Source organism: Aeromonas sp. A600620 (assembly GCF_029479985.1).
In the GTDB taxonomy this organism is placed as follows: Bacteria; Pseudomonadota; Gammaproteobacteria; order Enterobacterales; family Aeromonadaceae; genus Aeromonas; species Aeromonas veronii_A.
In genome coordinates this window covers 23,097-36,601 of record NZ_JAAKXB010000004.1, presented here as the reverse complement: position 1 = coordinate 36,601, position 13,505 = coordinate 23,097, and the positions used below count along the sequence as shown (strand labels likewise).

The window sequence follows — 13,505 nt, the reverse complement described above, 5'->3', positions numbered from 1 at the left end:
GGCACCGTTTAGGGTGCCTTTTTCTAATCAATGTTCAAGGGTTAGCGCCCCAACTGCTCCTGCCGGTAGTGATCGACCCACATGGCGGTGGCACCACAGATGGCGACTGGCATCACGAAGAGGTTCACCACCGGAATGGCGGAGAAGAGGGTCACCAGAGCGCCGAAGCTGAGGCACTTGCCGCGGCGCTGCTTCAAGGCATCGCGCATGGTGATGAAGTCGATCTTGTGGTTGTCGAACGGATAATCCACATACTGGATCGCCATCATCCAGGCGCTGAACAGGAACCAGAGCACAGGCGCCAGGGTCTGGCCCACCACCGGGATCAGAAACAGGATCAGGCAACCGATAGCCTTGGGCAGGTAATACTTCAGCTTGGTCCATTCGCGGCCGAAGGTACGTGGCACATCCTTGACGATATCCAGCATGCCGCTGTCATTGGCGGGCTGGCCGGTGAGGATCTGCTCCACCTTCTCCGCCAGCAGGCCGTTGAAGGGGGCTGCTACCCAGTTGGCAACCGAGCTGAAGATAAAGGAGAAGACCACCAGGATGGTGATGAGGGCGATGGGCCACAGCAGATAGTCCAGCCAGTCGAGCCAGGCGGGGATCTGCTGATGGAGCCAGGCGAACAGGCCGTCCAGTTGCAGCAGCAGGGCATAGAAGGCCCCGGCAAACAGCACGAAGTTGACCAGCAGGGGGATCAGCACAAAGGTGCGGATGCCCGGTTGGCGAATGAGGGAAAAACCGCGCAGAAAGTAGTCTGCACCGCTGATTGAATCTTTGACCATATGGGGTGATTGGCTCATGTGAGCTCCATCTATGCATGGGAGAACTGCCAGCATATTACAAACAAGCCTTTGATTTGGTAAAGTCGCCGACTATTCCTTATTTCGTGCCGTGGCGACCAAAAATCGGGCATGAATGGGGATGATGCCTGCATATTACAAACAAAGCCGGGTCTGGATTTGGTAAAATCGCCTGCCCGCCTCCTCATTATTTAGCCACTGATACAGGTCGCCATGCGTCTGAAACTGATCAAACTCGCCGGCTTCAAGTCGTTCGTCGAGCCGACCCGCATCGAACTGTCGGCAGACATGACCGCCGTGGTGGGCCCCAACGGCTGTGGCAAATCCAACGTCATCGACGCGGTGCGCTGGGTGCTGGGGGAGAGCTCCGCCCGCCATCTGCGCGGCGAGAACATGACCGATGTCATCTTCAACGGCTCCATCAATCGCAGTGCGCACGGGCGCGCCTCGGTCGAGCTGGTGTTCGACAATCCCCACAACCGGGTGCCCGGTGAGTTCGGCCGCTTTACCGAGATCTCGGTGCGCCGCGAAGTGCTGCGCGACGGCTCCAACCACTATCAGATCAACGGCCAGAAGTGCCGCCGCAAGGATGTGACCGACCTCTTCCTCGGCACCGGTCTTGGCCCCCGCAGCTACGCCATCATCGAGCAGGGCACTGTCAGCCGACTGGTGGAGTCACGTCCGGCCGATCTCAAGCTCTTTATGGAAGAGGCCGCCGGGGTTTCCCGCTACAAGGAGCGGCGCCGCGAGACCGAACAGCGCATTCGTCACACCCAGGAGAACCTGGAGCGCCTCGGCGATATTCGCGGCGAGCTGGGCTCGCGCCTTGACCACCTCAAAGCCCAGGCCGAGACCGCCGAGCGCTACAAACAGCTCAAGAGTCGTTCGCGCGCAGCTCGCGCCGAGCTGATTGGCTCCGAGTTGTGGGCGCTGGAGACGCGCCTTGGCGAGGCCAAAACCGAACTGGCGCAAGCCGAGCAGGCGCTGGCGGCGCTCGATGCCAAGCGCACCGCCGATGAGGGGCGCCACGTCACCCTGTCGGTCGCCAGACAAGAGGCGCAAGCCGAGCAGGCGAGCCGTCAGCAACAGATTTTTCTCGGCGGGCAGGCCATCGCCCGTCTCGAGCAACAGCAATTGCACCAGAGTGAACTGGGGCGCGACTGGCAGGCCCGTGCAGAGGCGCTGGGCGAGCGGATCGCCACCCGCAAGGCTCAGCTTGCCAGCCAGCAGGATCAACTGACCGAAGGGGTATTGCGCGCCGAGCAGGAGAGTGCCCGGCTGGAGCAGTGTGAGCAGTTGTTCACCGAGCAGCAGGAGGCCCGCCAGCACGCCAGCGAGCAGCTGGAACAGGCTCGCTTGCGCCAGCAGCAGTGGCAGCAACAGTTGGCCGGGTTGCAGGGGCAGCTCAACCAGACCCGCACCCGGTTGGGTGGCCTGCAGGAGCTGCAAGCCAAGACCCGGCTGGCCCGCCTCAAGCTGGAAGATGAACGCGCTGGCCCCCTCGGTACAGAGGCCGACGATCTGCAACCGGCCCTCGATGCCCTGAGTGGTGAGCTGGAGCTGACGCGGGCGGCCAATGGCGAGCTGACCGAGCAGCTGGCGCAGGCGGTCGACACCCATGAACAACTCAAGCAGCAGCATGGCCAGCAGTTGAGCCTGCAACGGGAGCTGGAGGCGCGGCTGGCGACCCTGGATCAGATCCTCGGGGAGCAGATGGAGGGTGCAACCCTGGCCGACCGGTTGCAGGTTGCCCCCGAGTGGGCACCGGCGCTCGACAAGGTGCTGGGTCGCTGGCTCACCGCAATGCCGGCGGACGAGTGCAATCTGGCGCAAGAGGGGCTCTGGATTGGCCCGGCGCAACCGGCGGTTGCCGGTACGCTGGCGGCGCAACTGGGCGGCGAGCACATTCCCGCCTTCCTCAACGCCATCTGGCTGGTGGAGAGCCGGGAGGCCGCATTGATCCGCCAGCCAAGCCTTGCGGCCGGTGAGTCGGTACTGACTCCTGCTGGCGACTGGCTGGGGCCAAACTGGGCCGATTTGGGACAGGGCGCGGCGCTCGGCACCATGGCGCTGCTGGGTGAGCGTGAGCGGTTGCATACCGAGCAGGAGAAGGTTGCCGCGGGGCTGGCACAGCTGAGCGAGCAACTTGTGGCTGCCGATGCCCGGCGTGCCCAGCTTGCCAGTGCGCAGGAGTTGTCGCAGCGAACCTTGCGCGAGCAAGAGCAGAAATGGCAACAACTGCGCGAAGCCTGGAGTCTGCAACAGGGTCAGCGGCAGGAGCGGTTGCAGCGGCTCGGTCAGCTCGGCGAAGAGCTGATCCGGCTTGATCAGGAGCAGGCCGAAGAGGCAGAGCGACTGGCCAGCGCCCGCGAACAACTGGAACTCGATGAGGCGCGCCTTGCCGAGCTGCAGGAGCAGGGGGAGCCGCTGACGCAAGGGTTGCAGCTCGCGCAGGAGCTGCTGACTCGCTGCGAGCGGGCGGTTGACGAGGCCCGTGCGCGCCGCGAACAGCAACAAGCGACCTGCCAGCGTTTGCAACTGGAGTTGGGCAATCTGCGCCAACTCATTACCTTGGGCGAAGAGGAGTTGGCGAGGCTCGGACTGGAGCTGGCCGGGTTGAAAGGGCCGGATAGCGAGGCAGTGCCGGATCTGGCGCCCCTGCTGGCCGAGCAGCGCAATCTGGAGGCGCAGCAGCTTGCCTGCCATCAACGGCTTGCGGAGCTGGAGCGCCAGCTCGGTGAGCTGGAACAGGCCAGAAGTGCCGATCACAAGCAGCTGGTGACGTTGCAAGAGAAGCTGGCGACCCTGCGCCTTGAGCGCGAACGCAACCTCACCCGTCGACAGGGGCTGCACGAGCAGTTCGAAGAGCTGGGGGTTCGACTGGTCGATCTCGATCAGGCGGTGCTCATCGCCGCTGATCGCAGCAAGTTGCGGCAGGAGATCCAGACCCTGGAGGGGCAAGTGGAGGCGCTCGGCGCCATCAACCTGGCGGCGCTGGAGGAGTACGAAGAGGCGAAAACCCGGGCAACCTATCTTGAAAATCAGTGTCAGGATCTCGAGCAAGCGCTGGAAACCTTGAGCCAAGCCATTAAAAGAATTGATAAAGAGACACAAATACGGTTCCGGGACACTTTCGATAAGGTCAACGAAGATTTAAAATCCCTGTTTCCGAAAGTGTTCGGTGGGGGCAGTGCCTGGCTTGAGCTCACCTCTGATGATCTTTTGGAGGCCGGAGTGAGCATCATGGCGAGACCTCCGGGTAAGAAGAATGCTACCATTGCCCTGCTTTCCGGGGGGGAGAAGGCGTTAACCGCGCTTGCGCTGGTTTTTGCCATCTTCAGACTCAACCCAGCACCTTTTTGTCTGCTGGATGAGGTGGATGCACCGCTCGATGAAGTGAACGTCGGTCGCTTCTGTTCTCTTGTCAAAGAGATGTCGAGCACAGTACAGTTCGTTTACATCAGTCATAATAAGGTCTCCATGGAGATGGCTGAGCAGCTGGTTGGCGTCACGATGCAAGAGCCCGGGGTTTCTCGCATTGTGTCGGTCGATATCGGTGAAGCCGTCGCTTTGGCTGAGCAAAACTAGAAAGAGAAGCAGCTAATGCAGGAATTGCGTTACATCTTGGTTGCCCTGGGCGGTATTGCTATTGCGGCATTGCTCATTCACGGGTTGTGGAGCAACAAAAAGAATCGTCAGGCACCGATCAAAGAGAAACCGATTGGACGGATGGACTCCAAGTCGCGGGATCGTGATAACGACGCCTTCGACAGCGATGGCATCGGCCAGGTACGTGTGGTCAGTGGTGGCCGTCGTGCCGAGCCCAAGCTGCGCAGTGAAGAGAGCCGCCAGCCGGAACTCGGTCGTCGCCCTGCCGTCCCCGCCTTTGATGATGAAGATGACGAGGACGATCTGCCGCCGCCCGTAGTGCGCAAGCCTGCTGCCCGCCCGGTTCCGCCGCCTCCTGTCTATGAAGAGGAGGAAGCGTTCGACGAACCGCTGCCCGAGGAGATCGACGAGGCGCCCGCCGCGCCGGTGCGCAAACCAGCTCAGGTCAATCGTCGTACCCCGGTCTACCGTTCCCGTCCCCAGCGCGAGCCCATGATGCAGTCGCTGGATGACGAGCCGCTGGTCGAGCCCGCTTACGCGACCGCCCCGACTTTTGGTGCCCGTGCAGAGACAGTCCGTACCGCCGACACAGTGCGTGCCGAACCGGTGCGTGCACCCGAGCCGGAATATCAGCCGCAGCCCCGTCATGTGGCTCCCGAGCCTGTTTATGAAGAGCCGGCCTATGTGGCACCTGCACCTGTGGTTGAAGAGCCGCGCATGGCGCCCCAGCCGGTCGAGAAGATCTGGCAGGATGTCTATGTCATCAACCTGATGGGCCGTCCGGGTCACGACTTGCAAGGTGCGACCCTGCTCTCATCCCTGATGGCGCTGGGCTTCAAGTTTGGCGAGATGGATATTTTCCACCGTCACGAAGATCCAAACGGTAAGGGTGAAGTGCTCTTCTCCATGATCAACATGGTCAAGCCAGGCACCTTCAATCCGTACCGGATGGAACAGTTCACCACGCCGGGTGTCTCCCTGTTCATGCAACTGCCGCTGCGCAGCAATGCCGCGTTTGCCTTCGAGGACATGCTGCAGGCTGCCGATCAGCTGGCCAGCGATCTCGATGCCATGCTGACCGATATGGATCGCAGCCCGCTGAGCGACGAGACCATTGCCCGTTACCGTCACGAGCTGGCTGCCTACGAGGCCAGTCGCGACTAATACGCCATGCGGGTCGAGTGAAGAAAAAGTGCGGTACCCTGGTACCGCATTTTTGTTTCTACCCCGGCCGTATGTTCAATCACACTTCGAGACTTTTTCATGAGCGACACCCTCTCCCGCCACCGTCAATTGTGTGAACTGCTTACCGAATATGGTCACCAGTACTATGTGCTGGATAACCCCACAGTGCCGGATGCCGAATACGACCGTCTGATGCGCGAATTGATCGCTCTGGAGGCTGACCACCCCGAGCTGAAAACCCCGGCTTCGCCGAGTGTGCGGGTCGGCGGTCAGCCGCTGACCGCCTTCAAACAGGTGCGCCACGAGATCCCCATGCTGAGTCTGGATAACGTCTTTAGCAGCGAAGAGTTGCTGGCGTTCGAACAACGGATGAGCGATCGCCTCAAGCGTGACGTGCGTTTCACCTTCTGCTGCGAGCCCAAGCTCGATGGTCTGGCGGTGAGCCTGCTCTATGTAAATGGTCAGCTGGTGCAGGCGGCCACCCGGGGTGATGGCGCCACCGGTGAGGAGATCACCGAGAACGTGCGCACCATCAAGGCCATTCCGCTCGCGCTGCGTGGCACTGGCTGGCCAGAGCGGCTGGAAGTGCGTGGCGAAGTCTTTATGCCCAAGGCCGGTTTCGAGGCGATGAACGCCAAGGCGCTGGCCGCAGGCGAGAAGGTGTTCGTCAACCCGCGCAACGCCGCCGCCGGCAGCCTGCGTCAGCTCGATTCACGTATCACCGCCAGCCGTCCCCTGAGCTTTTACGCTTACGGTGTCGGTGTTGGCGGCGAGCAACTGGGCGACTCCCACTTTGGCCGTCTCACCCAGCTCAAGGAGTGGGGGCTGCCGCTCAGTCCCGAGGTGAAGCTCAAAGAGGGGGCAGCCGGTTGTCAGGCGTTCCACGACGACATTCTGGCCCGCCGTGGCGAGCTCCCTTACGAGATCGACGGCGTGGTCTACAAGGTGGATGCTATCGCTCTGCAAGAGGAGCTGGGCTTTGTGGCCCGCGCCCCGCGCTGGGCGACCGCCCACAAGTTCCCGGCGCAGGAGGAGATGACAGAGCTTGAGAACGTCGAGTTTCAGGTCGGCCGCACCGGCGCCGTGACGCCGGTGGCCAAGCTCAAACCTGTGTTTGTTGGCGGCGTCACCGTCTCCAATGCCACTTTGCACAACGCCGACGAGATCGAGCGCCTTGGCGTGATGGTCGGCGATACCGTGATCGTGCGCCGGGCAGGGGACGTGATCCCGCAGATCGTGGCCGTGGTGGAGGCACAGCGCCCTGTTGATGCGCGTGAAATTCTCTTCCCGACCGAGTGCCCGGTGTGTGGTTCGGCAGTGGAGCGGCTGGAAGGGGAAGCGGTTGCCCGCTGCTCCGGTGGCCTGTTCTGCGAGGCGCAGCGCAAGGAGGCGATCAAGCACTTCGCCGCCCGTCGCGCCATGGATGTGGACGGCCTTGGCGACAAGATTGTCGAGCAGCTGGTGGACAAGGGGCTGGTGAAGACCCCCGCCGATCTCTTCAGCCTCAATGCCATCCAGCTGGCCGGTCTTGAGCGGATGGGGCAAAAATCGGCCCTCAATCTGGTGGCTGCTATCGATGCTGCGCGCAGTACCACCCTGCCGCGCTTCCTGTTTGCCCTGGGGATCCGTGAAGTGGGGGAGGCGACTGCGCTCAACCTTGCCAACCACTTCCTCACCCTGGATGCCCTGCGCGCGGCCTCGGTGGAGCAACTGCTCGAAGTGGCTGACGTGGGTGATGTGGTGGCCAAGCATGTCTACTACTTCCTGCGTCAGCCCCACAACGTGGAGGTGCTGGAAGCCTTGCTGGCTGCCGGCATCCACTGGCCGGCCATCGAGAAGAAAGAGGCCGCGGAGCAACCCTTTGCCGGCAAGACCTTCGTGCTGACCGGCACCCTGACCACCTTGTCGCGCAACGACGCCAAGGCGGCATTGCAGGCGCTGGGGGCCAAGGTGGCGGGCTCTGTATCTGCCAAGACCGATGTGCTGGTCGCGGGGGAAGCGGCCGGTTCCAAGCTGGCCAAGGCACAGGAGCTTGGCATTACCATCTGGAGCGAAGAGGAGTTGCAGCAGGCGCTGCAAGGCCAGAGCTGAGTTCGTCTCTCTGATAAAAAAACAACCCGGTATTCGTGCCGGGTTGTTTTTTATTCCCCCGCTATCACCATTTTTTGCGGGGGTGCAGCAAGCGCCTGAGCAATATTTCCCGAGTGCTCAGTTTGCTCAATCAGTATGGCAACACTCTACAAGGCCACCTGATGCATCAAGCCGAAGGGCGCATCCTCTCTCGAGGCTTATTCCTGTGGCTTGAGGAAGTTGCGATAGAGCATGTAGAGGTGGGCCGAGCTCCAGCTGAAGTTGCTGGCCCCCTGCATGGCGCCGGTCTCCGGATTGTAGTTTTCGCGGATGGGGCCGCTGCCCGCCAGTCCTTCGGCATTGTTGAACAGCTTGTTGACCAGTGCTTCGGCATCGCTGCGGTAGCCGTAGTTCTCCAGCCCCTTCACCCCGAAGTAGAACTGATCGAGCCATACCCGGCCGCGCCAGTAGATATTGGGATCGTAGGCCGGGTTGGTCAGCGCGGCTGTGCCCAGCGGAATCTTTGTGTTGAACTCCTGAGCGTTGAGCATGACCTCGCGCACCCGCGCCGCTTTCTCCTTGTCGGCGACCTCTGCCCAGAGCGGGCTCCACCCTTCCGGGCCACGGCCGCGGGCAGTCAGCAATTTGCCGACGCAGCCGTTGCCGTCAGCAACATCCCCCTGACCAATCTGGCGATCGTAATAGAAGCCTGATGCCTCATCGAACATGCAGCTGTTGATGTAACCAGCCAGCTGGGTCGCGCCATCGCGGTAGCGGCTTGCGTCGTTCGGCTTGCCAAGCAGGTCGGCCATGTCGGCCAGAATGCGTTTCTCCTTGGCGAGGAAGGCGTTGAGCTCCACTGACTCCTGATCGATGGAGAAGCCGATCAAATCGCCATTGTCCTGATGGTTTTCAAAGAAGGCGACGTTCCAGTCCTGACGTGCCTTGGCCAAATCTCCGCCATAGGTCTTGTCGGCATAACGTTGCAGTTGGCCCGGTTCGATAAAGCCGAAGCGGGCGGCGTTGTCCATGCCGGACTCCCAACCGGCGCCGTGCTGGGCACCGATATCCATGTCGCTGTAACCGCCCACGTTCAACACCTGTTGATAGAGCGGCATTCCGGCGCAGGCATACCAGCCATCCCCCTCACTGGTACAGCTTGTGAGATCCAGCCCGGCGGGAATACCGTTGGAGTACTGCACCTTGAAGGTGATATTGCCGTACTCGTCGTTGTGCTCCACATGCTTGGTGGCGCCATATTCGATGATGCCGTTGCGGTTGTTGTCCCGCGCGCGGTACCACCAGTCGTGGTAGGCCTGCAGCTTGGGATACATCTCGGCGATAAAGGCCTTGTCCTTGGTGGCGCTGTAGATTTCCCAGATGGCCCAGGCGGAGAGGGGCGGCTTGGTATCGCGCTCGTTCCAGTTGCCGCCATCGCCACCGCGATCCGCCAGCTTGTTGTAGAAGACGGCGTCGATCACCATGCCCGCATCCTGCGGTCGTACCGGATCATCCGGCTGTACCTGATAGTCATACATGGCACGCACGTTGTTCTTGGCTACCTCAGGGTTGAAGTGGGCCATGGCGTAGGCGTGCTTCCAGCTGTCCCAGGCCCAGACGCCGTCGAACCAGCGGGCGGTATTGGAGGGGGTTACCCCGTCGTGGAGGATGGCGCCAGCCGGGGAGCGCCAGTTGCCATTGAGGGTCTCCATCGCCTTGACGGCGATGCGGCGCTCCGACTCGGGGATCCCCTGATTGGAGAGACCGTTGGCAAGGTAGCCCTCCCAGCGGCGGATGGAGTCGGCAAAATAGCTGGCCGGGTTGGCCAGCAGGGCCTGACGGCTCTGCTGATGGCGGCTGGCGTCATCTGCGGAGTGGAGATAGCTCTGCAGGGTGTAGATATCCTCGCTCCCCTTGGCGGCCAGGGTAATGCTGGCGTCACTTTGGTAGCCCAGTGTCTTCTGGTCGAGGGTGGTGCGGCTTGGCAGGGTGCGGTCGATGCGATAGCGGGCGCTGCCGCTCTGCATGATGTTCCAGGTGCTGCGCAGTTTGCCGAACTGGAATTCGATTCCTTTGTCGCTCTCGCTGATGGTGCGAGTCCAGCCTGGATATTTGCTGGCAATCGTATCCTTGGCATCCCATTGATTGAGCAACTCGCCCTGCCAGTTGAGGTTGAGGGTGAGCGGTGCATTGGTCTGATTGATGAGTCGGGTGCGGATAAGAGCGGTGCGGGCATCGCCATAACGCAGTTCCAGCTCCAGCGTGAAGGGCTCGAACTCGAAGCGTTGCACCAGCGCACCGGGAATGGCGTACACCTCCTGCTTGCGGGCGCTGGTGAGCGGGAACGGGCGGCCGCTCGCATCGCTGAGGGTAAGCTTGTCCAGCTCGCTGGCAAAGAAGAGGCTGTACTCCTCTGAGATGACCATGGGGCCGGTAAAGCCCCCCCACTCCTTGTCGCTGGCAGGCAGCAGGAAACCGTGCCATGCCCCCAGATCGAGCAGCGGGTTGTATTTGAGGTTGGAGTAGCTGTCAAAGTCGCGGAATTGGGTCGGTGTTCCCCGACGGTCGATCACGTCCTTGTACTGGATGGCCTGCTCCGGTTTGGCGACTGTGCTGCTCTCTGTCTGGTTATCGTTGCAGGCGGTCAGTCCGAACAGGGCGGTGCCGAGGGCTACCGAGAGTAAAGTTTCACGAAACATTTCTCGCTCCAATTCCGTTTATGTAGGTTAAAAGGAAGATTTTTTACGCTTATTTTTAGTGAAAAGGTGTTCGGTAGCCATTGTATGGCAAGGGGAAAGGGAGCGTTGGCGCGAGATCACACTCTGAAGAGGCGGCAATGTGAGCGGGATCACCGGGTTACATCAGGTTACATAGAATGGTCTTTAAGTAATATTTTACTTTTCGTTGCTCGCCAATCTGGCAGGGCAGGTGTGCAGGTATTGGTGGGGTGTCAGGCCGAACTCCTGTTTGAAGCGGGCGGCAAAACGGCTGGGGGAGTCATAACCGCAGGCGAGGGCAACCTCCAGCGGGGTCAGGCCCTGTTGCAGCAGGTTGAGGGCGTGGCTCATGCGTACCTGAGCCAGCAACTGGCGAAAGCTGCGACCTTCGGCGGCCAGCTTGCGCACCATGGAGGCGCGGCTCATGGAGAAGTGGGGGGCCACCGCCTCCAGGGTGTGGTCGATGCCGGGTTCCACCGCCAGGTAGCGTGCCAGCCGCTCTGCGAGGGTCATGGTGCTGGCGGGAAAGAGCAATCCGAGGGCGTTGGCGGCCCGCAGCTCGGCATAGAAGCCGCGCAGCAGTTCGGCCTGTGTTGCTTCGCTCAGTCCCCGCTCGGCCATGGTGCTGATGAGCTCAAAGCAGAAGGCGAGCCCGGGGGTGACCTTGACGGCGGGTTCCTCCAGATCGGCGTGGGAAGGGGCTGACTCGGCCAGCCATTCTGGCGGCGGCGGGGTGAGCAGCGTGATGGCGTGGGAGCGAAACTTGCCCTGCTCCGGCTGATTGACGAAGGTGAGCTGGTGGCCTGCCGGGATCAGCAGCCACCGCTCCCTGTCAAACGACAGACGCCGCTCGCGCCACCACAGTTGCTTGCTCCCCTGGGTGACCCAGATAAGGGTCGGGGCATAGATGAGCACCCGATGCAGGGGCTGCTGGCGGATCCCGAGATAGTGGCTCTGTTGCAGCAGGGGAGTGCTCATCCGGTTGGCTCCTAGGGGGTGACGAAGGTGGCGGTCAGGGTGGCCTTGCCGAGCGCCATGCTGTTGAGCATGTAGCCTACCATAGCGGGCGGGGTATCAGCCTTCACCTCGAGATCATGGGGCAGGGCCCAGGCGGTGAACTGATAGCGGTGCATGCCGTGACCTGCGGGCGGGCAGGGGCCGCCGTAACCCTGGTTGCCAAAGTCGGTGCGGATCTCCAATCCCTGCTTGAGCTTGCCGGAGGCATTGCTGGCCAGTTCGCTCTGGGTGGCAGGCAGGTTAACCACCAGCCAGTGCCACCAACCGCTGCCTGTAGGGGCATCTGGGTCATAGGCGGTGATGGCAACACTCTTGGTGCCTGCCGGCAGATCCTGCCAGCTAAGTTGGGGCGAGTGGTTGTCGCCGCTGCAGCCAAAGCCGTTGAAGCTGAACTGTTTGTCCATCAACTGGCCTTCGTGAATGTCCGTGCTCTTCAGGGTCATGGCAAAGGCCGGCATGGCCGTCAGGCAGAGCAGTGGCAACAGGGCACTCTGTTTGAGCAATTTCATCGGGTGACTCCTCGTGTGGTAACGGGTTCACTTTAGCGAGAGCATGGCAGAATAACATTGCAGAACGGCTCAATGTGAGGTCGATTGGTGAGTTAATTGAGCCTTTGGGTGGTTTTTATGGCGATAAGGTAAATAGCAACCATAAAAAAACCGGCATCAGAGATGCCGGTTTTTTGTTTGACGATGAGAGGTGCGGCTTAGCGCAGGATCATCTCGTCACGGCCCGGGCCGACGGAAACCATCGGAACCGGTACGCCGAGCAGCTCTTCGATACGTAGCACGTACTGCTGGGCCGCTTTGGGCAGCTCTTCGAAGGTGCGGCAGCCGGTGATGTCTTCGCTCCAGCTTTCCATCTGCTCGTAAACCGGCTTCAGGGCAGCGGTTTGCGGCCAAATCGGGTTCTCGGTGTGGGCACCTTCGTAAGCCACGCAGATCTTCAGATCCGGCAGGCCGGTCAGGCAGTCCAGCTTGGTCAGAGCCACTTCGGTGGCGGCTTGCAGCTCGACACCGTTCTTGGTGGCGACGGCGTCGAAGTAACCGACATCACGGGGACGGCCAGTGGTGGCGCCGAACTCGTTGGTGATCTTGCGGAACTCGTCCTGGTTCTCCATGGCGGTCAGCAGGGTGCCGGTACCGACAGAGGAGCTGAATGCCTTGGCCACAGCGATGACGCGCTCCGGACGCAGACCCGGCAGACCGCCACCGATACCGGCGTAGGCGCCAGATACGTGGGAGGAGGTCACCCAGGGGTATTCGCCGTAGATCAGGTCACGGCCAGCGCCCAGCTGGGCTTCGAACAGCAGGGTCTTGCCTTCGGCCTGCAGCGCTTTGAGCGGCATGCTGACGTTGCACACGGCGTCGATCCAGGGTGCAGAGACTTCCAGCAGCCAGTCGGCCATCTCCTGGGCAGTCTGGGTGAATTCGAAGGAGGGGTAGATAGCCTTCATCTGCGGCAGTTTCCAGTCCAGCATGAACTGGATGCGCTCGACCAGTACGTCCGGCTGTTTCAGCCAGCCGACCAGGATCGCTTTCTTCATGACGCGATCGCCGTAGGCAGGGGCGATGCCCTGACGGGTGGAGCCATAGGCGCCATCACCCAGACGTTGCTCTTCCAGGGTATCTTCCAGCGCGTGCAGCGGCAGGCAGAGGGTTGCGCGGTCAGAGATGGCCAGCTTCGGAGTCACGCCGGAGGCTTTGACTTCCTCGAGCTCGACGGTCAGTTTCTCGGGGCTGATCACCATGCCCGGGCCGAGGACAACCAGGCAATCCGGGTTGAATACGCCACTCGGAACCTGGTGCAGCTTGAAGGTGCCAAGGTCGTTGACCACGGTGTGGCCAGCGTTGTTGCCGCCCTGGAAGCGAATGCTGGCGCCAGCTTGACCTGCCAGATAATCCACGATGCGGCCTTTGCCTTCATCACCCCAGTTAGCACCTACGACTACGATAGACGACATGACTCTTTCTCCTAAGACGTTAGGCGTCCATCCTAGGAGCCTGATGCGGATTAGAAAAATTAATTATCTTTATAATTCCGATAAGAGAACCATATAATTATGGCCAATTAAGCGGCAAACCGTCCGATTTTTCCTGGC

At 61.2% G+C, this 13,505-nt stretch carries 8 protein-coding genes; 3 read left to right on the top strand and 5 right to left on the bottom strand.

Annotation, left to right across the window (positions count from 1 at the left end):
• Positions 1-41: 41 nt before the first annotated feature.
• Positions 42-806: a sulfate transporter CysZ gene (gene cysZ / locus G5533_RS06990; protein ID WP_005338455.1), complete on the bottom strand. Its 765-nt coding sequence runs from the start codon at positions 804-806 to the stop codon at positions 42-44.
• Positions 807-1,019: 213 nt separating this feature from the next.
• Between cysZ and G5533_RS06985 the strand changes: the two genes are divergently transcribed.
• From G5533_RS06985 to ligA, 3 genes are all read left to right on the top strand, one after another.
• Complete coding sequence (locus G5533_RS06985; protein WP_441254649.1) at positions 1,020-4,394, top strand: AAA family ATPase; 3,375 nt, start codon at positions 1,020-1,022, stop codon at positions 4,392-4,394.
• A 15-nt stretch (positions 4,395-4,409) separates the two neighbouring features.
• On the top strand, positions 4,410-5,579 hold the full coding sequence (gene zipA, locus G5533_RS06980) for a cell division protein ZipA (protein ID WP_040066671.1): 1,170 nt from the start codon (positions 4,410-4,412) through the stop codon (positions 5,577-5,579).
• Positions 5,580-5,678: 99 nt separating this feature from the next.
• Positions 5,679-7,691 (top strand): NAD-dependent DNA ligase LigA, encoded by a 2,013-nt coding sequence (gene ligA / locus G5533_RS06975; protein WP_266134289.1) that lies wholly within the window; start codon positions 5,679-5,681, stop codon positions 7,689-7,691.
• A gap of 197 nt (positions 7,692-7,888) precedes the next feature.
• Here ligA and ygjK read toward each other — a convergent pair whose 3' ends face one another.
• From ygjK to G5533_RS06955, 4 genes are all read right to left on the bottom strand, one after another.
• Positions 7,889-10,369 carry an alpha-glucosidase gene (gene ygjK / locus G5533_RS06970; RefSeq protein ID WP_441254648.1) on the bottom strand — a complete coding sequence of 827 codons (2,481 nt, stop codon included), beginning with the start codon at positions 10,367-10,369 and terminating at the stop codon, positions 7,889-7,891.
• Between the two features lie 195 nt (positions 10,370-10,564).
• Entirely contained in the window at positions 10,565-11,365 is an 801-nt protein-coding gene (locus G5533_RS06965; RefSeq protein WP_042054529.1) for a helix-turn-helix transcriptional regulator, read from the bottom strand.
• A gap of 11 nt (positions 11,366-11,376) precedes the next feature.
• Positions 11,377-11,913, bottom strand: coding sequence for a YbhB/YbcL family Raf kinase inhibitor-like protein (locus G5533_RS06960; RefSeq protein WP_005347798.1), 537 nt, complete (start codon positions 11,911-11,913; stop codon positions 11,377-11,379).
• Positions 11,914-12,110: 197 nt separating this feature from the next.
• A complete protein-coding gene (locus G5533_RS06955) occupies positions 12,111-13,367 on the bottom strand; it encodes an adenylosuccinate synthetase (RefSeq protein WP_005362191.1) in 1,257 nt (418 codons plus the stop codon).
• Positions 13,368-13,505 lie beyond the last annotated feature (138 nt).